Raw genomic sequence first — 23,359 nt, forward strand, 5'->3', positions numbered from 1 at the left:
ATAAGATGCACAAGCGCGCCGGCTAGGCCCGATTGACCTGTCCGTCAATTGCATGTGCCGCCGCACATCCGAACGAAATAGGCAGTGCAAAACCGGCCGACGTAGCATGAATCCATGTATCCCGGCATTGACCCAAGTGAATCGTCTGGACTCTCGCGCTTCCTGGCGGCTTCTGGCATGTCGCGCCGGCTGCCGACCGACATCCATCCTGATAGGAGGGGCTCGCGGTTCATGATACCTGCGCCCCGTTCCGGTCGCACTCCGTAGTGCTTGGCAGGCTGAACGTAAAAGTCGTGCCCCGGCCGGGCTCGCTTTCACATTCGATCTCACCATGGTGCCGCACGACGACGGTGTGAACGAAGCTAAGGCCCAGGCCCGCCCCGCTGGTCTTGGGACCAAGTCCTACGGGGCCGCGGCGAAAGCGCTCGAATATGGTCATCCGCAGGTCTGCGTCCATTCCCGGGCCCTGATCGGTGATCGCGCAGTATGCCCAGATCGTTCCATCGCGGCGCGTTTCTCTGCGCAGTGTACAAGTGATCGTGGTGCCTTGTGGGCTGTACTTGATCGCATTGCCGATCACGTTGCCCAAAGCACGGGTCAACAGCGAGCGTTCGCCCATCACCAGCAGCGGTTCATCGCCACGCGTCACGATGTCGATGGATTTTGCCTTCGACTGCGGCCACAGATCGTCGATAGCGTCCATCAACATGTCGCTTAATTCGACTTGCTCCAGCGCATATTCGAGGTTCTCGGCCCGTGCGAGCTGGACGAATTCGTCCGCAAGCCGCAGCGTGCTTTCCGCATAGTGGCGGATCGCCACCGACTCCCGCGCGGATATCCGGTCGGGCGAAGCGGTTTCCAGCACAGCAAGGATCGATGCCTGAGGCGAGCGCATGTCATGGGTGAGAAGCTGCACGAAATCATCACGTTGCCGCTGCGCGGACTTCGCTTCGCTTATATCGACGAACCGGATCACCCATCCGACGCGGGCGCCCTCCGTGGAAGTCTGCGCAGCCATACCGATCAGAAAGAACCGGGCCTGTTCGACCTGAACCTCGCACATCGCAGGATCTTCGCCGATGGGAGGGAAAGGGACGGCATCGCCGCTGCCGGTCTGGCGAAAACACTGTAACAGCGCCGCCGCGCTCGCGGTGCCGTCAATCGCTATGCCGATCGAGGTGAACAGTGCGTGCGCGGCAGCATTGGCTATGACGACGCGGCCCTGCAGGTCCAGCACCAACGTTGCATCCGGCAACTGGTCGAGCCTGTCGGTCAGAAAATGGCGCATTTCTCGATCGCGCGTGATGGCCGCGCGCAGGAGGCGGATGGTATAGGCGACTCCTCGCTCCTTGCGGGACGGTTCAGCCTGCGGAACCAGCGAGGGTTCGTGATCGAGACGCTCCAACTGGACACGCATAAACTGTTCGATCACCGCCAATTGCCGCCATCCCCACAAGGGATAGGCGATCGCCAGCCCGGTCAGGGCCGCGCCGGGCGGAAGCCACAGCCGCCACAATATCAGGGCCGCCGCGCACGAACCCAGAACCAAGGCCGCGCACAGCGCGAAGCTGGCTAACGCGGGAAGGCGCCGTACCGGACCCAGCAAGGTCATTAAAACCCATAGAGGCAAAAGCGCAAGCGCCAGACAGGGCCACAAGCCTGCCGGGCGGATCATCGCTCCGTCCCGCAGCCCCTGAAGCAGGTAAGCCTCGATTTCCAGGCCCGACATGACGCTGCCTGTCGGGGTGGGATAGCGACTGGCGAGACCCGACGCTGTCGCACCGACCAGGATGATCTTGTCCTGCAATAGTTCGGGCGGGACTTCGCCGGCCAGCACCGCAGCGGCGGAAACTTCCGGCCAGCGCCCCTGCCCGCCGCTGAAAGGAATAAGCCGCGCCCGCGCGTCGGTCACTTCGCGGCCAGCGGCGAATCCTGCGACCAAGCCCATCAGGTGGTGCCATTGCCCCTGCGCGCCCGCCACGGTCGTGGCAGACCGCACGACACCGTCGGCGTCGGGATCAATGGTCGCGTAGCCGACCCCGGCGGCCGCCGCTCGAATGGGACTGATGGGCATGAGCGCTGCGGGTGCGGTGCCCTCGTTCGCGGTTACCGCAGGCAGCATCGGGAAAAAAATAGGGCTACTCGCTGCCGACTGACCTAACAGCCGATCTTCATTCGGATCGCCCTCTTCAGTGAACAGTACATCGTAGGCTATCGCCTTGGGCCGGCCGGCGCTCAGCCGGTCGATAAGCGCTGCATGCGTGGCCCGGCTCCAGGGCCAACGCCCGAGCCGCCGGATAGTGTCATCGTCGATCTCGACCAGCATGATGGGCTTGGACGATGGGGGCGACGACGCCGAAAAGCTGGCCTGAAGCAGATGGTCGTAAATGAGATTGTCGATGCGCATCGTCGTGCGGTCCATCGTCATCCCCACCACGAGCAGGCTGGTGGCGATCGCGATCAGCCACCACTGCGTCCGCAGCTTCAGCCCGCGGCGCAGGATCACCAACCGCTCTCAACCCTCAAATCGCTGTAATCCGACCATCGGGATACAGTCTGTGCACTGATGACCTGGCTGGTCATGACGCGCCATCGATAGCTGCCGGGCGGCAGGTCTATCACGATCAGGTCATTGCCGGAAAGCGGCCCCTGCTCGATCATCGGCTTGGCTTCCTTGCCGGCCTTCGCAAGCTGAAAGCGGAACTGCGGGTTTACCGCACCATATGCCCGCCACCAGAACCGGAACTGCCGGGAGTAACCGGCGGGAGTGACCTCAAGCCCCATCCCGATGCGGTCAAGCCGCCGTTCGAACCGGGTGATGCCTGGTTTGCCTTCCAGATCGTTGCCGTCGATAGCGGTCGCACGAACGAAGTATATGCCATCGGGCAAGGACGCGAAATGCGCTTCGGGCTCGACTGTCAACACCTCGTCCAGTACCGAGAGAAACGCCGCGTCCGCGCCGATCTGCAAGCGGTATGCCTTGGCGCCCGGCACGGACTGCAAGGCGAAGCGAACGTCGTCGCTGCTCTGCACGCCATCCGCGCCTGCAAGCTGAGGCGCATCGAGCAAGGCCACGGGTGCGGGCAGTTCGCTCGTCGTGCCGAACCCCGCTGGCAGAGTCTGCGCATCGTGTGCTTCTGCTGCGAAGCCTACTTTGCCTTCAAGCACCTCACTGGTGGCCTGTCCGCCTTTCGTGTCGTAACTCATGCGGAACCGGGTTCCGCGCACGGACGTGATGGCGCCGGGCGTGGCAAAGCGAAAGTCGCTGAGCGGATCGCTCATCGGCGTGACCGTTGCGCTGGCGCGGCCACGTTCGATCTCGAACAGTCGCTCCAGATGGTTGCCGAGCACCGAACGGCGCAGACGCTGTATGCGCACCGCCGACTGCGACGGCAGGGCAATGCTGGAATCGTCCGGGAGCCTGAGCGTGACGAAGGACTTCTGCCCCGTTTCGATCAAAGTCCCCTCGCTTACCCCCATGCCCACGGTTGCGGGCCGGCCGCCGATCCGCACCGCGCCGCTATAACTGTGCACCGCCCCGCGAACAGGCTCAAGCTTCAGCAGTTCGCGTGGGATGAGAAGGATCATGCCAATCGGCAGGCGCAGAGGATCTGCCACCCGGTTCAGGCGCTGCACGGTGCGATAATCGTCCGGCCGAATGAGATAGAGTGCGGCCAGCCTGAAGAGGTTGTCGCCGCGCTGGACCTTGTACCGCACCGTCTCGCCGGAGGCCTTGCCGGAAGTCTGCCTCGCCGGGTTCAGTACCGTCCGGGTTTCAGCATTTGCGGCAGGCCCTGAAATCACCGCCAGCAGGATCAACGCCGCGGCCGTCAACGCGCGATTTCTAAGAGGTGAGTGCTTCAAGACGATATCCATAAGCGTAAATGGGGACCAGCTTGAACCCGTTGCCTGGGCGAATATTCAGCTTGGTTCTGACATTGGAGATGTGAACGTCCAGCGTTCTGGTGGGCAGGTCAGGATTGCGTCCCCACACGGCCTCGAAGATATACGCGCGGGACAAGGCGCGATGCAAATTGCGGAACAGGAGCAGCGCGAGAGCGAATTCCTTCGCGGTAAGCGCGATAAGCTCACCGTGGCATTCGACAGTTTCGGCGCGCGTGTCAAACCGGTACGACCCGAAGACTTCGATGCCCAGCAACGCTGCCGGATAAGCACGCCGCGCCAGTGCGTTCACGCGAGCTTTGAGAACGGCGGGCGCAACTGGTTTAATGACGTAGTCGTCCGCGCCGGCGAACAGCCCTTCGACGATGTCCTCTTCGGCGGAGCGGCTCGTCAGCATCAGCGCAGGCGGCGCGAGGTCGAGGTTCGACCTCACCCATTCAAGAATACCGATCCCCGAAATACCGGGCACGTTCCAGTCGAGTATGAGGACGTCGTACGTCTCCCTGTGCAGCGCGCGGGTAAGCAGATGGCCTTCGCCGAACACCTCACAAAAATGCCCCGCTTCGGTAAGCGTCATTTCCACCAGGCCCGCAAGGGCCACATCATCTTCGAGTATCGCTATCCGCACGCGCCGTCCTTCTTCGCCCGCATGCAGGCTCGCTTGGTCAATAGCAGGACGGGCCATGATTACGAGGTCCAGCAACCCGCCTTTGCAATGTTTTACAGGACGCCCCGGCACGGGACGGTCATCCCGAATTAACATTCCTTTACATGACATTGAGCGACGGGGGTGCGTACGGTCCGGCCAAACGATAATTACGGGAAAGTCCTGTTTAAGATGCAATTCGCCGCCATCGGCGCCGGTGCCCATATGGGCCGGGCGGCTTTTCCGTGAACCAGTCTGCCGAATATGACGGCAGGCTCATGGAACGTCTGTTTGCTTCGCCCTCAATGCCGCTATGCATCCTAGATCGTAGCCATCGGATCACGATGGCCAACCGGCCGATGTCCTCGATCTTCATGCAGGACTCCATTTCCGGCAGCCTGGTGGGCGACCTTGTCACCGGTGCAGGTCCGGTAATCCAGGAATGTTTTGATCTTGCCGCGCTTGGACGGACGCTGCCAGATCGGCATTTCGCGGCGAACGGCCGCCATTATCAGGTCACTTTTCATGCCGCTGCGGACCGGAACGGCGACGTTTCCGAAATTCTGCTGGTAGTGCTGGACGTGACCCGGCGCGTGCAAGTCGAGCACCTGCTGCGAGAATCACGCCGCCGTCTTATCGCCACTGCCCGGCGCGATCATCTGACGGGTCTGCTCAACCGGCGCGGCCTCGACAATGTGCTTCACCGCGAACTGCGGCGCTCCAGACGGGTAGGCAAATCGCTGTCCTTGGTCGCGATCGATATCGACTGGTTCAAGCACTACAACGACAGCCTGGGCCACCCTCAAGGTGATGCATGCCTGTATTCCGTCGCGCAAACCCTCATCGGATGCCTGCGACGTGCCGGCGATGAAGCGTGCCGATATGGAGGGGAAGAGTTCCTCCTCGTGCTGCCTGACGCAGACATCGGCGGCGCTGCCACAGTCGCTGCGAATTGCCAACGGGCCATCGATGAACTTGACATTGCGCATCCGAGCAGTCCGTTCGGCCGTGTCACGGTGAGTTTCGGGATCGCCGAGGCCGCCAACGGCACCGAGGGAGCCTTAGTTGCGCTCGACACGGTAGCGCTTCTCGCTCAAGCCGACAACGCCCTGTACCGCGCCAAGCGGAACGGCCGTAACCGCATCGAATTTGCCCAAGGCAGCTGAACCCTGGCTCATTCTACGTAGATCGGATTACTGGTCAGAACGCGCCGCCCGCCTTCGGCGCGAACGTCTGCCCGAACCCAAACATCTCGATACAGGCTAGGGAGCCGGGCGGCGGCGGCGGCCGGTAGCTGTTGTGCGAACCGATCTGCTGCACCTGATCCAACCGAAGGATGCTGTCCGCCTTACAGTCCCGCCGGGCCACCGAGCTATCGACGCCGAAGCCGCCATTGGCGACACCCCCGCGTCATGGCGGTAGATCCGCGATAGTCGCATCACCTGAGATACAAGGCGTCTCATTTACTTCATGTTGAGCGACTAGGCCGCGTTCGGATCTGGTCCTCCCTTGACCATATCTTCCCTGAACTACCACTATGCCCAGCGGCGTGCGCCGCTGGGCTTTTTTACGGGATGCGCGCGAATATCATACGAAGTTTTGCTCGCAGCTCGCCAATTCTGGCCTAGAAGAAGCGATGCGCCGGGGAGACATGATTGCTGGACTTTCCGTTGCGGGACTGATGCTTCCCGAGGCCGTTGCCTATGCCGGCATCGCCGGGCTCCCTCCCCAGCGGGCAGTGATGGCGGCGATTGCGGGCTGTTTGATCTACGCCCTCATCGGACGAAGCCGCTTTGCGATTGTGTCTCCCACGTCATCCTCGGCAGCCATCCTTGCCGCGACGCTGGCCGTTTTTCCGGGCAGCGCCGCGCAGAAGGCCGTGATTGCAACGGTCGCCGTCGCCCTGGTAGGGCTGTTCTTTCTCATCGCGGCGGGTGGACGTCTGGGTAGCCTTACCGGCTTTGTATCCCGGCCTGTCCTGCGCGGTTTCGCCTTCGGACTGGCGATCACCATCATCCTGCGGCAACTACCCTTAATCGTCGGGGTGCCGGAAGAGGGTTCGTCCATCGCCGCCATCGCAGTCAATTTGATACACACCATACCGCATTGGCATGTCCCGAGCCTCATCACAGGCGGACTTGCATTGGGCGCCCTGTTCCTGTTCAGGCGTTGGCCGTCGATTCCTGGTGCATTCTGCGTGCTGGCCGGCAGCATCCTTGCTTCCACAGCGCTCTCGCTTTGCGGGCAGGGAGTGGCTGTGGTGGGAACGATCGATACGGCTCTCCAATGGCCGCACTGGCCCGGCCTGAGGTTTCGCTCTTTGTCGCAACTGGCGCAGCTGATCCTGCCGCTGGTGCTTATTCTCTTCGCCGAAAGCTGGGGGACCATCCGCGCTTTGGCGCTGCGACATGGCGACACGGTAGAGCCAGATCGTGAACTTCTGTCGCTAGGTCTCGCCAATGTCGGTGCCGCGCTGGTGCAGGGTATGCCGGTGGGAGCAGGATTTTCAGCCGGGTCCGCCGCTGAAGCCGCAGGTGCGCAGAGCCGCTGGACCGCCATTCTGGCCTCCTGCTCCCTCGCCATCATAATCCTGGTCGCCGCTCCCGCGATCGCCAGCCTGCCCAAACCGGTGCTTGCCGCCGTCGTCATCGCCGCATTGTCGCACGCGCTCAGCTTGGCGCCGCTAGTCCGGCTGTGGCGTCTCGACCGGGACCAATACGTCGCGCTGGCTGCTGCTATGGGGGTGATGGCATTCGGGGTGCTAGATGGGATGCTGCTTGCGATCGCGCTGTCGATTGCAGCACTGCTACACCGCCTGGCGGCACCGCATATCGTCTACCTGGGCCAGTTGGGGGCGAGCCACGACTACGTCGACTGGAGCCGTCACCCAGGTGCCCGGCCTGTACCAAACATGCTGATAGCCCGGCCCGTAGTGCCGATATTCTTCGCGAATGCCGACAGAGTGCTTGCAGCAGTCGCGAAAAGCGCAGCGACAGCATCCCGTGTCACTATGCTGGTCCTCAGCCTTGAGGAAAGCCCTGACATGGACAGCACCGCACTTGAAGCGCTCATTGATTTCGACACTGCCATGGCGAAGCGCGGCGTCGCTGTCGTCTATGCCCGGCTTCACGATCAATTGCGCGATCTGCTGGTTAAGTCCGGCGCCGGGGAAATCGCGGAGCGAAGCCATTTCAGTGTAGACGACGCCGTGAACGCCGCTCTTGCAGCATCGTTGGGATCAGGACCTCCATGACGACGAACGAACCGTTTCTCCCCCGGTCGAGGTACCGTCCTGCGCCCTACGCAGATGACCGTGGGGTGAGCGAGGTCGAACGAAAGCGCTGGCTATGTCGCAAGCATAGCTGACGCGATGAGCCGGAGGTGGCGCAGGCGGCGACCGCTTCGTACTCATCCGCGACGGCCAACCAATGAAAGATATCCAGATCATCGATTTCGTCAGAACAGTGGCCAAAATCTGTAAAGACCGATGCCGAGGGCACCGTGTGGTACCTCTCCGTGAAAAGGGCTGCTAACTCATCTCTGCGGCACTGAAGGGCGAAGGCAGCTTCGGCACGGCGCTGTTTCCATCCAGCACAGGATTTCTTACCACGGCTTTAGTCGTGGACTGAATGCCCTGCTTATGAAGGGCGACGCGAACGCCAATTTGCTCGATTTCGATGCGGGCAGGCAGCTTTCGCGGGCACTTCTTCAATAGCTCTCCGGATTTTCCCGGTGCGCAAGCAGTACGGGTAAATGATCGTCTATCCAGTTCGCCAGCGCTTCGACCCGGTCTGCCGCCTCCCGGCCGAGGTCGGTTAACGTATATTCGACATGCGGCGGAACCACCGCATAGCTTTGCCGCTTGACCAACCTGTCGCGCTCCAACTGCTGCAGCGTCTGCGCAAGCATTCGTTCGCTCACTCCGTTCAACCTGCGCCGGAGCGCGTTGAACCGGATCGTCCCAGGTTTCAACGCGATAAGTACCAGCACGCCCCAGGTGCTGGTCACATGTTTCATTATCTCTCGCGACGGCGAACGCGGTTCGAACACGTCGCCGCGCTCCATACGATCGGCCAGTCGCGTGGACGTACGCTGCAACATCGACACTTACCTTTATGTGCGTATTTACTTGTCACAAATTAGGCGAGTATGTGTGCCCCGGCAACACCGACCAGGCAGACCGTGCACGCAGCCGACACAGCAGCGGGCCAAAGGTCATGCCAAAAATAGCCCGAGGACGTCTTCCGCCCATGAAGCATGCAACCTACATCGACGCGGCGCTGGCGCCGATCGAACGCACGGAAGCGATCAAGCTACATGGACCGGACGGATTCGAGGGGATGCGCAAGGCGGGGCGGCTTGCTGCCGACATGCTGGATCGTCTTAAACCACACGTCGTTCCCGGCGCGCGCACTGACGCGCTCGATGCCATGGTCCACGAGATGGCACTGGAGGCCGGGGCGAGACCCGCTTCGCTTGGCTATCACGGGTTCACCCATAGCTGCTGTATCTCGATCAACCAGGTGGTCTGCCACGGCATCCCCTCGGAGCGCACGTTGAAAGAAGGTGATATCGTCAATATCGACGTGACGCCGATCTTGGACGGATGGCACGGCGACACCAGTCGCATGTATATGGTGGGCGAGGTTCCGCTGAAGGCGAAGCGGCTGGTCGAAGTGTCCTACGAGGCAATGATGCGCGGCATCGAGCAGGCGCAACCGGGCAACCGGCTGGGCGACATAGGCCATGCGATCGAGCGTTTCGCGGCCAAGCATCGCTACGGGGTCGTTCGCGATTTCTGCGGCCATGGCCTTGGCCAGGTGTTTCACGATGCGCCCGACGTTGTACATGCAGCCAGGGCGGGCACTGGGCCCGAACTGCGCCCAGGTATGTTTTTCACCGTCGAGCCTATGCTGAACATCGGCGGGCCCGGCGTAAAGATCCTCGAAGATGGCTGGACCGCCGTAACGCGCGATCGCACACTGTCGGCCCAGTTCGAGCATTCGATCGGCATCACTGAAACGGGCCACGAGATATTCACGGCCCCCGGCTGAGAAAGGGCGCTGCTGCCAAGGCTGGCTCTCTCAGCATGGCGCCCATTCTGGCATGGGCGTTCAACCGCGATTTGCATCGGTCGTGATGCGGGACTGGACCATCCGGCAGGCACCCCTTCGCAAATTCGGCAACACTTTGTCACGTATTAGGGCGCCGGATGCAAAGTTGCACGACCACCCTGCCATGCACGGCGCGAGGCAATGCATGGGTTCAGCGGCGCACAATGACGCTTGTTCAGATTTGCAAAAGCACTGTGCCGCTGCACGGCAACGCCAAGAGTGCCAATCACTGCAGATGCCATAGATATTTTGTCTGACATCGGTCGCCTATTGTTCGCGACCGATCGTTCGAAAGTTCCTTATAGCCGATCAATACGACCGGCTGGCAGTTTCACTGCCATACTTTTAACATGATGATTTTAGTCAAAAATTTGACCCATAGTCGTCATCATCCAAGCCTAGCGCGCACTGCGAACGATCGATGGCATCGTTTGCAGATCAAGGATGGATCATTATGGGATCGCGCCGCTTCCTCCCCACATTGTCGCTGGCGGCACTTGCCACCGCCACGCTTGCCGTCTCTTCGCCCGCCTTTGCGGCAGATGACGCAGCCGCCGCAGCGGATACTGGTTCCGGCGACGCGGCGGACGGCTCGAACCCCATCGTCGTAACGGTTGCCAAGACTACGCGTTCGGCCACGGAACTGGCCGGCACCGAGATCCAGAAGATCCTGCCCGGCGTCTCCGCTTTCGGCGCGATCCAAACCTTGCCCGGTGTCATGTACCAGACCGCCGATCCGTGGGGTAACAACGAACAGAACATGTCGCTTTACATCCACGGCTTCGCCATCAACCAGTTGGGCTATACGTTGGACGGCGTTCCGCTGGGCGACCTGAGCTATGGCAACATCACCGGCATATCACCGCAGCGCGCGGTCATTTCCGAGAACATCGGCAATGTCGTGGTCGCCACCGGCGCGGGCGACCTGGGCATCCCCTCGCTTAACAACCTGGGCGGCGCGATCGAACTAACCTCCAGCGATCCAGCCAAGATGCTTGGCCTTCAGCTTGCGCAGACCATCGGCAGCTACGGCACCTCGCGCACGTATGGCCGCTTCGATACCGGCTCGTTCGGAGCCGATGGCGGTTCCAGCGCTTATGTCGCCGTCGCCCGCCAGCGCGCCCGTGCGTGGGACTTTAACGGCCGCCAGGGCGGCTGGCAGGTCAATGCCAAGTACGTGCATGAAAACGAAGCCGGGAAGCTGACGGCCTTCTTCGATTATTCCGACAAGCAGGAACCGAACGAGGATGGCACCACCACTTACGTCAAACCCGCCACGGCGGCGCAGGCTTACACCCCCTACATCCGCCCATTTCTGTTCCCCGATTTCGCGGCCGCGCTTGCCTATGTCGATGCGAACGGCAACACGCCCGCTTCGGAGGGCAGCAACTACCGGAACTACTTCTCGGCCGCGCTGCGTACCGACTATCTCGGCTATATCAGGTACGACGCCAACCTGACGGACAACGTAACTTGGTCCAATCAGGTCTATTACCACCATAATGATGGTCAAGGCGTGGTGGCAGGGCCGCTCGGTCAGTCGCTATCCGTCGCCAAGGTTTATTTCCCTGATGACACCATCGCGCAGCTGGTCGAGGACACCGGCGGCAGCGGCTACATCACCCGTGTGACACAGTACCGCATCGACCGCGAGGGTCTGGTCTCAACGCTCAAGGCAGAGATGGGCAACCACAATATCGAGCTGGGCACATGGTACGAGCACAACAGCGGCGCCAACTGGCGCAACTGGTATGCCCTGGATGCCGACAACCCGACCGACCCCTACCATTGGCAGCAGCACCCGCTGTTCGTGCAGTACAGCTTCCAGTACCGCACCGACGCGCTTTAGCTGCACCTGCAGGACGAATGGGACGTGAACGACAAGCTGGTCGTGCAGGGCGGCGTCAAGTCCAGTCTGGTATTCGCCAAGGGCTGGTATCCGACGCAGCCGCTCGCCGGGTCATACTCCGGCATGGTGGGCGGGCTGCCCTCGGGCAGCATCACCACCAAGGAGTGGTTCCTGCCCGCGATCGGCGCCAAATACGATTTGAACGGCGCCGAGCAGCTTTACTTCAACGTGCAGAAGAACATGCGCAACTTCGGCACTGCGCCGTGGAGCGTCGGTAGCCAGACTGCGTTCGACTTCTTCAAGGAGAACGGCAAACCGGAAACCTCCTGGACTTATGAAATCGGTTTGCGCAGCCACCATGCCTTCCCGGGCTGGTTCCTGTCCTCGCTCGATGCCCAGGTAAACTACTACCACGTCGACTTCTCGAATCGCCTGCTCGCGGTCAGCACCACGGTAGGCGGCCTCGGCGGCAGTTCGATCACAGGCGGCACCACCAGCCTGTTCAACGTAGGCGGCGTGACCACCAACGGGGCCGACGCCGCGCTTACCCTCGGGTTCGGCCCGCATCTGTCGATCTACAACGGCATCTCGTACAACAGCTCGAAGTACGACAGCGACTATACTAATGGCACCACCACCTACGGTACTGCCGGCCAGCAGGTTCCGGGCAGTCCAAAGTGGATGAACAAGACGGTGGTTTCCGCCAATGCCGGCCCGGTCGAAGCGCAGTTCACCGGCATTTATATCGGCAAACGCTATTCCACTTACACCAACGACGGTGCGGTGGGTTCCTACTTCATGTCGAACGGCCGGATAGCGGTTAACCTTCCGGCGGACCTCCTCCACCTGAAGAAGGCATCGATCTCGCTCAACGTCACCAATATCTTCGACATCAAAGGTGCATCGACGGTGTCTATCAGCCAACCTTCTTCGGTCTATGCGGTCTATCCGCTGGCCCCGCGCCAGTGGTTCCTGACGTTCTCGGTAGGGATGTAAACATGACGAACAACACATTCTCCCGGCGCGGACTGATCCGCGTTGGAGCCGGTGCAGCAGCTACAGGGATCGCGCTTGGCGCGGCCCCTTCGGTGCTCGCGGCGGCCAATGACGTGGCCCCGCGCAAAAAGCCCCTGGTCATCGGCCACCGTGGCTGTTCGGCGCTGCGACCCGAGCATACGCTGGCGTCCTATGCCAAGGCCATCCAGCAGGGCGCCGACTTTGTCGAGCCCGATCTGGTATCGACCAAGGACGGCGCTCTGATCGCCCGTCACGAAAACAACATCGCCGAAACCACAAACGTCGCCGACCACCCCGAGTTCGCCGACCGCCGCACGACCAAGGTCATCGACGGGCAATCGCTCACCGGCTGGTTCACCGAAGACTTCACGCTGGCCGAGATCAAGACCCTGCGCGCGATCGAGCGGCTCGGTGCCATGCGCCCGGAAAGCAAGAGCTACGACGGGCAGTTCCAGCTGCTGACGTTGGAGGAAATCGCCGATTTCGTCGCGGCAGAATCCGCTGCACGCGGACGTACGATCGGTCTCATCCCCGAGATCAAGCACCCGACCTACTTCGCAAAGATTGGACTGCCGCAGGAACAGCGCTTCCTCGCCCGGGTAGCGCTTAGCCACTATCTCTCGACCGCCCCGGTGATCGTCCAGAGCTTCGAGGTCGCCAACCTCAAGTGGCTGCGGCCACGCATCGGTGCCTACGCCAAGCTGCAACTGCTGCAACTTACCGTGCCCATGGACATGAGCCCACCTGACGTCACAGCCGCTGGCGGCAAGCTGACCTACAACCAGATGCATACCCCGGCGGGCCTTGCCGAGGTGAAGACTTATGCCGACTGGGTATCGCCCGTGCTTCAGGGCATCATGCCCTTCGGCGATGCAACCGGCAAGTCCGGCCCGCTCGGCAAGCCCACATCGCTGGTGCGCGATGCACGGGCGGCCGGGCTGCTCGTCTCCACATGGACGATACGGCCGGAAAACCGTTTCCTGCCCACCGATTTCCAGGGACCGGGCGGCGATGACGCCCGTCAGGACAAGGCCTGCATCGAGTTGATGCGCCGCTACATCGCGGCAGGCGTCGATTCCTTCTTTACCGACGATCCGGGCCTCGGCCGGTCCGCGGTTGACGGCATGGCTTGAGAATAAGTCCAAGTGACGTGAATAGCCCGGCGGAATGATCCCGCCGGGCGGCATGTTCCGCAACCTCCCATGACCGAGCCTTCATGATTGGGCCGAACAATTCATCGTTATTACAATATGATAGCATACTGTCCAAAGCGCCGGATAGCTGGAACATGACAAAACCGTAAATTTCATTGGAACGCAGATCGGGGGACTTTCGTAACTACGATCAGAGGGTGTCAACTTTGAGGGGCCTTCTGACCCACCAGCGCAAAGGAACCGAAGTTGCGCCCAGGAAGTCGCTCCTGCTCCTCGCCGGCCTCGCTCTGGCCGGTGTCACCACGGCCAATGCCGCTGCGTCGAACAATGGCCCGGCAGCCCAAAGCCATCGCATGAGACGTCGGCTCACCATGCGGCAAAGCCCATAACGAAAATAGCCGGCAACAAGACCAGCCAGCCCGGCTGATCCCCTCCCCTTCCTGCGGAGGCTCTGAAAGGACGGCTCCGCAGCCGTCTCGCAATGGATGTAGCAATGCGCCAGTATGCCAGCCCCTTTCCGGCGCAGCGCCGGCTTGTCCGGCTGGCACCGCTGCTGCTGCTGCTCGTACCCGCAGGAACGATGCTGTTTTCCGATTCTCATACTGGTCGCATGTGGTTTGCCTCGCTTGCGGGCCGATCCGAAACGCGCCCGTTCCTGCCCGGCATGACTATCGAATGCGCCCCGTGGGAGCCGGGGCGGCTGGTCGTGACGAGCATCCGTTCAGGCCGCGGACCCGAGCTTAAAGGCATCACCGTCGGGGATACCGTCTTGGATCTGAACGGAAGGCCCATCTTCACGCTGGATCAGGCGCACCGTTATCTGCAACAAGGAACCGTCGTGCGGCTGTCAGTGTCGCATCAGGGCCGGGCGCGCACCATACTGCTCGGCCGGGAGGGAGCGTAACGATGAGCCACAAGCTATTGGTGATCGAGGATGACGACGACACTGCATCCTTCATCGCCAAGGGGATGGGCGAGGAAGGTTTCACCGTCGACCGCGCCGCCAACGGACGCGACGGTCTGTTCCTCGCCACAGACGGCGCCTATGACGCCATCGTGCTGGACCGCATGCTTCCCCAGATGGATGGCATGGCCGTACTGGCGGCGCTGCGTGCCGCTGGTATAGAGACGCCCATCATCATTCTGAGCGCCCTGAGCACGTCTGACGACCGCGTGGCAGGCCTTACTGCCGGGTCCGACGATTACCTGACCAAGCCTTTTGCCTTCGCCGAATTGCTCGCCCGCGTTCGCCTGCTGCTGCGCAAGCGCGGGGCCGGTGCTCCGGTAATAACCAGCTTTTCCTGCGACGATCTCGAGATGGATCTGCTTTCACGTAAAGTCCGCCGCGGCGCCCGGTCAATCGAATTGCAGCCACGCGAATTTCGCCTGCTCGAATATCTGCTGCGCCATGCCGAACAGGTAGTGACGCGCACGATGCTGCTCGAAGGCGTCTGGGACTATCATTTCGATCCCGGGACCAACGTCATCGACGTTCACGTCAGCCGGCTACGCCGCAAGCTCGACGACGGTTCCGACCGGCCGCTGCTGCACACGGTGCGCGGTGCCGGCTACCGTCTGGGCGTTTCGGCCTGAGCCCCCTGAGGGCGGGATGATGCTGGGCACGACACTCTTTCGCTCGACGACGGCGCGTTTCGTCCTGCTGGCATTCGTCCTGCAGTTCCTGGTGACCGGCGGCGTCCTGGTGTTCGTCCAGGAAGCGAGCCAGCGAGCGCTCGCGGCCGAACAGCGCGAAGCCGTGGGCGAACTGCGCGACGAGTTGACCGCTGCCTGGCGCGGATCGGGCGATGAAGGTCTTCGCCAGCTTATCCGTGCGCGCCTGGAGATCACCCACGGCGCCGTCGCCGTGATCCTTTATGCCGGGCCCGATGGTACGCCGATCGCCGGCAATCTCGATGCATGGCCTACGGTGATCCCGCCAGGCACCCGATGGCGTACCATCGACCTGTACCGCGTCGGTAGCGAACGGCCGGAGCGCATGGGCGTCACCGCCGTCAGCTTGCCAGATGGCAAGCGCTTGCTGGCTGGCCACGTCATCGAATCAAGCCTGCGACTGGTCCGCGTGAACGAGGAAGCCGGGCTGGGTGCGCTTGTCGCCGCGCTGGCGCTGACCTTGCTGGGGGCGCTGGTCATCGGCCGTGTGCTGTCTAGCCGGATTGAGGCGATCACCCAGACTGCCGGCGCGGTGGGCGATGGCGCGCTGGCAGCGCGCGTGCCCGTTGGCGGCAGCGGCGATGCCTTCGACCGGCTGGGCCTCTCGATCAACGCGATGCTGGAGCGGATCGAGGGGCTGGTCTCGCAACTGCGCATGATAACCGATGGCCTCGCACACGACCTGCGCTCGCCGGTGACGCGCATGAAAGTGCTGATAGAACGCGCCGCCGCCGAAACCCAGGACGACAACGCCCTCGCCGCGCTGGAACGGGTCGCGCAGGAAGCCGACACACTGCTCAGGATGCTTTCCACCGCGCTGCAGATCAGCCGCGCCGAAGCCGGCATCGGCCGCGACCGGTTCAGCGAGATCGAGGTCGCGACGCTGCTGGAAGACCTCGTGGAGATCTACGGTCCACTCGCCGAAGACAACGGCTTCGTGCTGGATGCCAGTTCCCCCCCCGGCCTGCATGCCACCCTGCACCGCGAATTCATCAGTCAGGCGCTGGGCAACCTGATCGAGAATGCGCTTAAGTATGCACAAGGCGGCAGCAGCATCGCACTTAGCGCGCGGGAAGATGGCAGCCAGATCATCCTGACCGTCGCCGACGACGGCCCCGGCATCCCCCCTGAACGCCGGGCCGAGGCGCTCCGGCGCTTCGGAAGGCTCGATCCGTCCCGCCATCTGGCCGGCTCGGGCCTGGGCCTGTCTCTGGTCGAAGCCGCCGCACGTCTCCACGGCGGGGACATCCGGCTGGGAGACAACGCCCCCGGTCTGCGGGTGGACCTGTGGATCAGCGGTTCATCGCATATGTGATCAGCAGCGAGACCACCGTCATCAGCGACATCGCAGCGATGAATGTGATATCGGCGATCCGCTCCATCACATGAAGCCGCCGGGCAGTTCCCACCCGTAGTGCAAAATAGGACGTCAACGTCGCGACGAGGAACAGCGTAGCGTCCAGAGCCAGCAGATCGTCCGCTATAGTCGAGGTGCGTCCTACCACGATGACCAGTCGCAGGATGCCGATGGCGGTGAGGCACACGCCCGACATCCCAGCCGCGATCGGGCAGATCATGCGGCAGGTCCGCTCGTCGATCGCTGCCACAGATCGTTGAGGCACCCGGCTATCGCTTTCCTTCATCCGGTTCCTGTCCTGACGTAGCCGGTTCGTTCAAACGGCGAATATGCACCCGTGTGCGTGTCAGCCGGCTGTAGGCTGGATTAAACCTCTGTCATGAAGCGCTACCGAGAGGGGCTGGAACGTAGGAATTTCGGGGCTAGGATCGTCCGATGACCATCAGCCTTTTCTCGCAATCCAGCACGCTGTACTATGCCTGCGAATGGCTGGTGCGGATAGCCATGCTGCTTATCGTGCCCTCGCGCCGTACCCCGGAAGCGACGCGCAGCTGGCTGCTTCTTATATTCTTCCTGCCCATCCCCGGCGTTCTGCTCTACCTCGCCATCGGTCGACCCCGTTTCCCGGCATGGCGAGCGCAGCGGTTCGAGCGGGCAAAAGCGGCCCTCGCCCCGGCGGCGGCGCGACTGCAATCCGTTCCCACGCCTTGCGACGCGGCAGTTCTTGCCGCCAGACTTGGCGGGCAACCCGCGGTATCTGGCAATGGCGTCGAACTGCTGACGGACTATGACCGCACCATCGACCGTGTGGTCCAGGACATCGACAATGCCCGCAAACACGTCCGCATCCTGGTCTACATATTCGCCGACGATGCCACCGGCCGGCGGGTCGCAGCCGCCCTCGCCCGCGCGGTGCAGCGCGGTGCCATCGTCCATGTGCTGATGGACCCGGTCGGGTCGCATCGCTGGCTCAAGGGCTCCCTCACCCTCCTTCGCGGCGCCGGAGCGCATGTCCGAGAAGCCCTGCCCTTTCACTGGCTGCGCGGCCGCACCCGGCGCGACATGCGCAATCACCGCAAGCTGTTCCTGATCGACGGAGAGATCGGTTACGCTGGCTCGCAGAATATCGTCGACAAGAATTTCAGGCCCGGCGTCGAAAACCGCGAACTGGTCGCGCGCGTAACCGGCCCCGTGGTGGCGGAAATGACGGCCACGTTCCTCACCGACTGGTTTCTCGAAACCGAAACCATGCCCGAAAGCGACATTGCCGTCCCGCCCCTCGCAGGCACGGCCGAAGCGCAGCTTCTCCCCAGCGGGGCGAACTATCCGCTCGAAGGTTTCCAGACCCTGCTGGCCTGGCAGCTGCAACGCGCCGTCCAGCGGGTGATTATCACCTCGCCCTATTTCATCCCCGACGAACCCCTGCTGTGCGCGATGCGTACTGCGGTGATGCGCGGAGTGGAAGTCGACCTTATCGTCTCCGCCGTGGTCGACCAACCGTTGGTGAGCCTTGCCCAGCGATCCTATTACGACGACCTCCTGCGTTCCGGGATCAACGTCCATCTGTTTCGCCAGTACCTGCTCCATGCCAAGAACGTGAGCATCGATGGCGAACTGGGCATCGTTGGATCCAGCAATGTCGATTTGCGCTCGTTCCAGCTCAACGAAGAGGTCAGCCTGCTTCTCCACGACCGCGCCAGCGTTGGCGCGCTCGAGGCTATCCAGACGGACTATATCGCTCATTCCGATCGTCTTTCGCGAGAGAGCTGGCAACGGCGCCCATTGACCCGCAAACTCGCCGAGAACATCGCCCGGCTGCTAAGCCCCCTGCTGTGAAATTTCCAGCGATCAAGCCCGCCTCTATTTCGTCTTCGGCAAGGCAAAGGCGACTAGGTAGTCCCCCGGTGTCGTACCCATGTACATGTGCCCACCCGCTGCGATCACCACGTACTGGCGTCCGGTCTTGCGCGATATGTAGGTGATCGGTGTCGCCTGTCCGCCTGCAGGCAGACGGCCGCGCCACAACTCGCGGCCATTGGTGGTGTCAATGGCGCGCAGGTAGTTGTCGAGCGTAGCGCCGATGAAGGTCACGCCGCCTGCGGTATTGGCCGAACCGCCCAAGTTGAAGGCACCCGGCATCGCAATGCCCAGCGGCGCGGTGTCGGCGGTGGTGCCGAAAGTGCGGCTCCAGGCGATCTTGCCGGTGCTCAGGTCCACGGCGGCGATGTGTCCCCACGGCGGCGCTTCGCAAGGTATGCCCAACGGCGAAAGCATGGGCAGCAGGCTTACGCCGTAATTTGTGCCCATCTGCGGCAGGTACCCGGGGGCGTGGGAATCCTTCGCCAGTGCCGGCTTTTCAGTATCCGCGCCGTGGCGGAACAGGCGCACCTCCTGCGGGATCGCGGCGGAGTTCACGATCATCAGGTTTCGCGCCGGATCGATGCTGACGCTGCCCCAGTTGAGCACGCCGAACGTACCCGGCCACTGGATCATGCCGCGCTCGGACGGCGGGGTGAAGTTGCCCGAGTAATCGAGCGAGCGGAAGCGGATGCGGCACCACATCTGGTCGAGCGGGGTCATGCCCCACATCGATGCCTCGGTCAGCAGCGGCGGCGCGAACGAGGGGAAGCCCTTCACGTAAGGCTGCGTGGGAGAGTAGCGCTCACCCGGGATTTTCCCGCGCGGCACGGCGCGTTCCTCGATGCCGGTGAGCGATTTGCCGGTGCGGCGGTCGAGGATGAATATCTCGCCGCGCTTGGTCGGAGCGGCCAGGGCCGGCACCTTGCTGCCACCTGCGGTATAGTCGAACAGCACCGGCTGGGCAGGCATATCGTAGTCCCAGATATCGTGATGGACGGTCTGGAAGTGCCAGCGCACCCGGCCCGTTTTCACGTCCAGCGCGACGATGGAACTGGCATAGCGCTCCAGCATGGGGTTGCGGTGGGTGCCGACGTGGTCGGGCGTGGCGTTGCCGGTGGGCAGGTAGACGAGGCCCAGCGCAGGGTCGGCGCTGAACACGCTCCATGCATTGACCGAACCGCGTGTCCAGCCCTCGCCGGGGCCGGGCATCGGGGCGTCATCCGGGCGGCCGCTGTCCCAGGCCCAGAGCAGGCGGCCACTTTTTACGTCATAGGCGCGCACCACGCCCGATGGATCGTCCTTGGTGAAGTTGTCGCGCACGTAAGAGCCGAGGATGGCGGTGTTGCCAACGATTACGGGCGGGGAGGACGTGTACGATCGCAGAGGATCGACAGCGCCCAGTCCGGCATCGAGGTTGACGGTGCCCATCTCGCCGAAGTCGCTGCAGGGGGCGCCGGTGGCGGCGTCGCTCGCCAGCATTCGGCCATCCACGGTCATGCTGATGATGCGCTTGGCGCAAAGGCCCGCCCCGGCGGGGTCTGCGTGGTAGGATACGCCCCGGCAGTTGAGCATCTGGGCATTGCCGATGTTCGTGTGCGGATCGCGCAGCCACACTTGCCTGCCGCTGTCGGCGTCGAGCGCGAAGACCTTGCCGGTAGGCGAACAGAAATAAACCTTGTCGTCCACCATGAGCGGCGTCGCCATGAACGAGATCGACTTGATTTCGGGGCGCTTGGCGCGGGTGTCGCCCGTCTGGAAGGACCACACCTGCTCCAGCTTCGCGGCATTCGCCGGGGTGATCTGCGCGGCGGAAGAATGGCGGGTGCCGGCGGAGTTGGCGCCGTAAGCGGTCCAGTCGGCGTTTGCGGGGTTGGCTGCCACCGCGACGGCGGGACCGCGTGTGGGGAGGATATCGAAGGTCGGGTTCATGGCGAATGCCGCGCCCAGCAGCAGCGCCGCCGCCGCGACCGCCGCGCCAAGGCCGTAGCGTGTCAGGGCATCGCCAGCCCGCGTCATCCGGCGGCGGAGACGCGGTACGGCCAAAAGGGCGCCGATCACGGCGGGCCCGGCGATGCGCGGCAGGAGTTGCCAGAACTGGGCGCCTACGTCCCAGCAGGACCATACGACAGTGCCCGCCAGCAAGCCCGCATAAAGCCACAAGCCGCGCCGGTCACCGCGCCACAGCAGCGCACCTGATGCGATGCACGCGAGGCCCGCCGCCAGATAATAGCCCGAGCCGCCGAGCATCAGCAGCTTCGCCCCGCCAAGCGCCAGCACCGCGCCGATGGCGAGCAGCACCGTTCCCGCCAGCCAGCGCGGCCAGCCGGATCCAACCTTCTTGTCGTTCATCCTCGCGTCCTCTCCCGGAACGGGGCCGTGCCATTCGGCACTTTTTTCGCTTTGGTCGTTCCTGCGCCGGCGGGAACCCATCTCCGGTGTCATCCTGTCGATGCCAGGCCGGGAAATGGATCCCCGCCTTCACAGCGATGACGGAGTCTTATTGCCAGCCTCCGCGCTAGGTCTCGATCACCGCGATCGCAGCGCGCACATCCACCGTGTCGCCGCTGTCGGCGAGGATGCGCAGCAGAGTGCCCGATACCGGCGCGGGGACTTCGACCGTGGTCTTGGCGGCTTCCACCTCGACGAGGTTTTCGCCTTCCTCGACACGTTCGCCCACTTCCTTGAGCCAGCGCACGATCTCGCCGTCCTGCATGCCCATGCCGTATTGCGGCAGGACCATAGTGAATTCAGCCATGGTCCGTTCTCCTCAGGCGGGTTGGGGCTGCGGCGCAGGCGCACCTACCAGACGGCGGGCCGCATCCATTATCCGTTCCACCGAGGGGTAGAGCGGCTTTTCGATGTGCGGGCTGAACGGCAGGTGGGTATCGGGTGTGGTCACCCGCACCACCGGCGCACGCAGGGCCTCGAAGGCCTCCTCGGCGATGGTGGCGGCAATTTCACTGGCGGCGGAGCAGGTCTTGTGCGCAGGGTCGACGCAAATCGCCCTGCCTGTCTTGCGTACCGAGCGCAGGATGATGTCGCGGTCGAGCGGCACCAAGGTGCGCGGGTCGACTACCTCCACAGAAATGCCTTCCGCTTTCAGCTTTTCCGCCGCTTTCAGCGCGATGTTCACCGCGCCAGCGATGGCCACCACGGTCACGTCGGTGCCCTCACGCTTGACCTCGCCCTTGCCGAGCGGGATCACGAAGTCGAGGTCGTCGGGGACTTCGGACTTGACCATCCAGCAGGTCGAATCCTCGAAAGACATCACCGGATCATCATCGCGGATCGCGGCTTTCAGCAGGCCCTTCATGTCATGCGCATTGGACGGCGCGATGATCTTCAGCCCGGGCATGTTCATGAACATGGAATAGGGCCGGTCGGAGTGCTGGGCGGCGTTGGAATTGCCGTAAAATAGGCACGACCGGATCACGAGCGGCAGCTGCGCCTGTCCGCCGTAGATATAGCGTGACTTGGCGATGATGGAGCAGATCTGGTCCATCGCCGGGAACAGGAACGAGGAAATCGTCGCGTCCACGATGGGCCGCATCCCCACCATCGCCGCGCCGCCCGCCGCGCCGATGAAGCCGTTTTCCGAAATAGGCGTGTCACGTACGCGCTCCTCGCCGAAGCGTTCGACGAACCCGGTGGTGGTTCCGAAGACGTTGCAGCGAATGTCCTCGCCCATGATGAAGACCTTGGAATCGCGATCCATTTCCTCGGCCTGCGCCTGATAGATGGCTTCCAGGTAAGTGATCTTGGCCATGTTTTCCGGCTCCTTCTTCAGGCGTGTGCACGTACATCGTCGGGGATCGGCAGGCGATCGACGAAGACGTGGTCGAAGGCCTCTTCGAAGGCCGGGTATGCGCTTTCGCGGGCGAAGTTCAGGGCATCGGCGACTTCCTCTGCCACCTGAACGTCGATCGCATCGAGATCGGAACCGGAAATGCCGTCCTCGACCAGCCGGGCACGATAGAGGACGATGGGGTCGCGCGCCAGCCACTCGTCATGTTCCGGGCCGCGCGGGGTGAGATCGCGGCCCATGTTCACGGCGTGGTCGGCGTAGCGATAGGTCTTGGTCTCGATCAGCGTGGGGCCTTTGCCGGCGCGGGCGCGGTCGACGGCCTCGCGCACGGCGGCTTCCACGGCGTCCACGTCCTGCCCGTCGACGATGACGCCGGGGATGCCGTAACCGTGAGCCCGGTCGGCGACATGGGCGCCCGCGACGCCCGCAGCGGTCGGTGTCGACATACCGAAGCGGTTGTTTTCGCACACGAAGATCGCCGGCAGTTTCCACACGGCGGCAAGGTTCATGCCTTCATGGATCGCACCTTCGCTTGAAGCCCCGTCCCCGAAGAAGCACAGCGCCACGCGGTCCAACCCCTGCAGCTTGGCGCCAAGCGCCGCGCCTGCCGTGACCGGGCCGCCCGAGCCGACGATGCTGGTTTCCCCCAGGCTGCCCATCGAAAAGTCCGACAGGTGCATCGACCCGCCCTTCCCTTTGCAAATGCCGGTCACCTTGCCGAGCAGTTCCGCCATCAGCGGGCGCAGCTTCGCGCCCTTGGCGATCGGGTGGCCGTGACTGCGGTGGGTGCCGACCATATAGTCGTCGTCGCGCAGGGCCATACAGGCACCCACGCCCGATGCTTCCATGCCGGCGTATGTATGCAGCGCGCCGGGGATTTCGCCCGCCGCATGGATGGTTTCAGCGCGGGTTTCGAACTGGCGGATGCGTTGCATGCGCCGGTACTTTTCAATCCTGCGGTCGTTGTCGCGACTAGCGCTCAT

Annotated in this window: 19 protein-coding genes; 10 read left to right on the forward strand and 9 right to left on the reverse strand. The window is 63.0% G+C overall.

The annotated features are described in order from the left end of the window. Nucleotides 1-229 precede the first annotated feature (229 nt). Genes V474_RS09515 through V474_RS09525 form a run of 3 tightly spaced genes read right to left on the reverse strand, consistent with a single transcriptional unit; the run spans nt 230 to nt 4,531 of the window. Nucleotides 230-2,506: a CHASE2 domain-containing protein gene (locus tag V474_RS09515; RefSeq protein ID WP_059151259.1), complete on the reverse strand. Its 2,277-nt coding sequence runs from the start codon at nt 2,504-2,506 to the stop codon at nt 230-232. After that, nucleotides 2,503-3,834 (reverse strand): FecR family protein, encoded by a 1,332-nt coding sequence (locus V474_RS09520; protein WP_236711064.1) that lies wholly within the window; start codon nt 3,832-3,834, stop codon nt 2,503-2,505. The genes V474_RS09515 and V474_RS09520 overlap by 4 nt, the downstream gene beginning before the upstream one ends. A gap of 10 nt (nt 3,835-3,844) precedes the next feature. Next, the gene (locus V474_RS09525) at nt 3,845-4,531 is read right to left on the reverse strand and encodes a response regulator transcription factor (RefSeq protein WP_059151490.1); all 687 of its coding nucleotides are present in this window, start codon (nt 4,529-4,531) and stop codon (nt 3,845-3,847) included. Nucleotides 4,532-4,908: 377 nt separating this feature from the next. On the opposite strand from V474_RS09525, the gene V474_RS09530 reads away from it, so the two are divergent. Both V474_RS09530 and V474_RS09535 read left to right on the forward strand, forming a co-directional pair. Continuing rightward, nucleotides 4,909-5,715 carry a GGDEF domain-containing protein gene (locus V474_RS09530; RefSeq protein ID WP_169795050.1) on the forward strand — a complete coding sequence of 269 codons (807 nt, stop codon included), beginning with the start codon at nt 4,909-4,911 and terminating at the stop codon, nt 5,713-5,715. 485 nt (nt 5,716-6,200) lie between these two features. Beyond that, on the forward strand, nt 6,201-7,802 hold the full coding sequence (locus tag V474_RS09535) for a SulP family inorganic anion transporter (RefSeq protein ID WP_236711067.1): 1,602 nt from the start codon (nt 6,201-6,203) through the stop codon (nt 7,800-7,802). 455 nt (nt 7,803-8,257) lie between these two features. Here the strand turns inward: V474_RS09535 and V474_RS09540 are convergent, their stop codons facing one another. After that, nucleotides 8,258-8,650, reverse strand: coding sequence for a winged helix-turn-helix transcriptional regulator (locus V474_RS09540; protein ID WP_059151262.1), 393 nt, complete (start codon nt 8,648-8,650; stop codon nt 8,258-8,260). 149 nt (nt 8,651-8,799) lie between these two features. Here V474_RS09540 and map point away from each other — a divergent pair, with 149 nt between their 5' ends. The 7 genes from map to V474_RS09570 all read left to right on the forward strand — a co-directional run bounded on the left by map (nt 8,800) and on the right by V474_RS09570 (nt 16,669). After that, complete coding sequence (map, locus tag V474_RS09545; RefSeq protein ID WP_059151263.1) at nt 8,800-9,603, forward strand: type I methionyl aminopeptidase; 804 nt, start codon at nt 8,800-8,802, stop codon at nt 9,601-9,603. A gap of 514 nt (nt 9,604-10,117) precedes the next feature. Next, complete coding sequence (locus V474_RS26560) at nt 10,118-11,512, forward strand: TonB-dependent receptor plug domain-containing protein (RefSeq protein WP_236711078.1); 1,395 nt, start codon at nt 10,118-10,120, stop codon at nt 11,510-11,512. 6 nt (nt 11,513-11,518) lie between these two features. Continuing rightward, on the forward strand, nt 11,519-12,508 hold the full coding sequence (locus tag V474_RS26565) for a TonB-dependent receptor (RefSeq protein ID WP_330219641.1): 990 nt from the start codon (nt 11,519-11,521) through the stop codon (nt 12,506-12,508). A 2-nt stretch (nt 12,509-12,510) separates the two neighbouring features. Next, nucleotides 12,511-13,662: a glycerophosphodiester phosphodiesterase gene (locus V474_RS09555; RefSeq protein ID WP_059151264.1), complete on the forward strand. Its 1,152-nt coding sequence runs from the start codon at nt 12,511-12,513 to the stop codon at nt 13,660-13,662. A gap of 514 nt (nt 13,663-14,176) precedes the next feature. Further along, on the forward strand, nt 14,177-14,587 hold the full coding sequence (locus tag V474_RS09560) for a PDZ domain-containing protein (RefSeq protein ID WP_148649348.1): 411 nt from the start codon (nt 14,177-14,179) through the stop codon (nt 14,585-14,587). A gap of 2 nt (nt 14,588-14,589) precedes the next feature. Next, entirely contained in the window at nt 14,590-15,276 is a 687-nt protein-coding gene (locus tag V474_RS09565; protein WP_059151266.1) for a winged helix-turn-helix domain-containing protein, read from the forward strand. Then, complete coding sequence (locus V474_RS09570) at nt 15,245-16,669, forward strand: sensor histidine kinase (protein WP_330219637.1); 1,425 nt, start codon at nt 15,245-15,247, stop codon at nt 16,667-16,669. Before V474_RS09565 ends, V474_RS09570 begins: the two co-directional genes overlap by 32 nt. On the opposite strand, the gene V474_RS09575 is transcribed toward V474_RS09570, so the two are convergent. Next, a complete protein-coding gene (locus tag V474_RS09575) occupies nt 16,647-16,997 on the reverse strand; it encodes a hypothetical protein (RefSeq protein ID WP_059151267.1) in 351 nt (116 codons plus the stop codon). The two genes, V474_RS09570 and V474_RS09575, sit on opposite strands and share 23 nt — an antisense overlap. A 149-nt stretch (nt 16,998-17,146) precedes the next feature. On the opposite strand from V474_RS09575, the gene cls reads away from it, so the two are divergent. After that, nucleotides 17,147-18,547 carry a cardiolipin synthase gene (cls, locus tag V474_RS09580; RefSeq protein ID WP_059151268.1) on the forward strand — a complete coding sequence of 467 codons (1,401 nt, stop codon included), beginning with the start codon at nt 17,147-17,149 and terminating at the stop codon, nt 18,545-18,547. Nucleotides 18,548-18,571: 24 nt separating this feature from the next. Here cls and V474_RS09585 read toward each other — a convergent pair whose 3' ends face one another. The 4 genes from V474_RS09585 to V474_RS09600 form a co-directional block, all read right to left on the reverse strand. After that, nucleotides 18,572-20,920: a membrane-bound PQQ-dependent dehydrogenase, glucose/quinate/shikimate family gene (locus tag V474_RS09585; protein WP_059151269.1), complete on the reverse strand. Its 2,349-nt coding sequence runs from the start codon at nt 20,918-20,920 to the stop codon at nt 18,572-18,574. A 166-nt stretch (nt 20,921-21,086) separates the two neighbouring features. Then, nucleotides 21,087-21,326, reverse strand: a complete 240-nt coding sequence (locus tag V474_RS09590; RefSeq protein ID WP_059151270.1) for a biotin/lipoyl-containing protein — start codon at nt 21,324-21,326, stop codon at nt 21,087-21,089. A gap of 12 nt (nt 21,327-21,338) precedes the next feature. Next, a complete protein-coding gene (locus V474_RS09595; RefSeq protein WP_059151271.1) occupies nt 21,339-22,337 on the reverse strand; it encodes an alpha-ketoacid dehydrogenase subunit beta in 999 nt (332 codons plus the stop codon). A gap of 17 nt (nt 22,338-22,354) precedes the next feature. Continuing rightward, the gene (locus V474_RS09600; RefSeq protein ID WP_059151272.1) at nt 22,355-23,359 is read right to left on the reverse strand and encodes a thiamine pyrophosphate-dependent dehydrogenase E1 component subunit alpha; all 1,005 of its coding nucleotides are present in this window, start codon (nt 23,357-23,359) and stop codon (nt 22,355-22,357) included.

Source organism: Novosphingobium barchaimii LL02 (assembly GCF_001046635.1).
GTDB classification, from domain to species: Bacteria; Pseudomonadota; Alphaproteobacteria; order Sphingomonadales; family Sphingomonadaceae; genus Novosphingobium; species Novosphingobium barchaimii.

Excerpts from the sequence above, each read along its gene's own strand:
- V474_RS09540 (WP_059151262.1), bottom strand. The coding sequence starts at position 8,650 with ATGTTGCAGCGTACGTCCACGCGACTGGCCGATCGTATGGAGCGCGGC.
- V474_RS09560 (WP_148649348.1), top strand. The coding sequence starts at position 14,177 with ATGCGCCAGTATGCCAGCCCCTTTCCGGCGCAGCGCCGGCTTGTCCGG.
- V474_RS26560 (WP_236711078.1), top strand. The coding sequence starts at position 10,118 with ATGGGATCGCGCCGCTTCCTCCCCACATTGTCGCTGGCGGCACTTGCC.
- V474_RS09555 (WP_059151264.1), top strand. The coding sequence starts at position 12,511 with ATGACGAACAACACATTCTCCCGGCGCGGACTGATCCGCGTTGGAGCC.
- V474_RS09595 (WP_059151271.1), bottom strand. The coding sequence starts at position 22,337 with ATGGCCAAGATCACTTACCTGGAAGCCATCTATCAGGCGCAGGCCGAG.
- V474_RS09565 (WP_059151266.1), top strand. The coding sequence starts at position 14,590 with ATGAGCCACAAGCTATTGGTGATCGAGGATGACGACGACACTGCATCC.
- map (WP_059151263.1), top strand. The coding sequence starts at position 8,800 with ATGAAGCATGCAACCTACATCGACGCGGCGCTGGCGCCGATCGAACGC.
- V474_RS09575 (WP_059151267.1), bottom strand. The coding sequence starts at position 16,997 with ATGAAGGAAAGCGATAGCCGGGTGCCTCAACGATCTGTGGCAGCGATC.
- cls (WP_059151268.1), top strand. The coding sequence starts at position 17,147 with ATGACCATCAGCCTTTTCTCGCAATCCAGCACGCTGTACTATGCCTGC.
- V474_RS09530 (WP_169795050.1), top strand. The coding sequence starts at position 4,909 with ATGTCCTCGATCTTCATGCAGGACTCCATTTCCGGCAGCCTGGTGGGC.
- V474_RS09585 (WP_059151269.1), bottom strand. The coding sequence starts at position 20,920 with ATGAACGACAAGAAGGTTGGATCCGGCTGGCCGCGCTGGCTGGCGGGA.
- V474_RS09600 (WP_059151272.1), bottom strand. The coding sequence starts at position 23,359 with ATGAGCGCTAGTCGCGACAACGACCGCAGGATTGAAAAGTACCGGCGC.
- V474_RS09590 (WP_059151270.1), bottom strand. The coding sequence starts at position 21,326 with ATGGCTGAATTCACTATGGTCCTGCCGCAATACGGCATGGGCATGCAG.
- V474_RS09535 (WP_236711067.1), top strand. The coding sequence starts at position 6,201 with ATGATTGCTGGACTTTCCGTTGCGGGACTGATGCTTCCCGAGGCCGTT.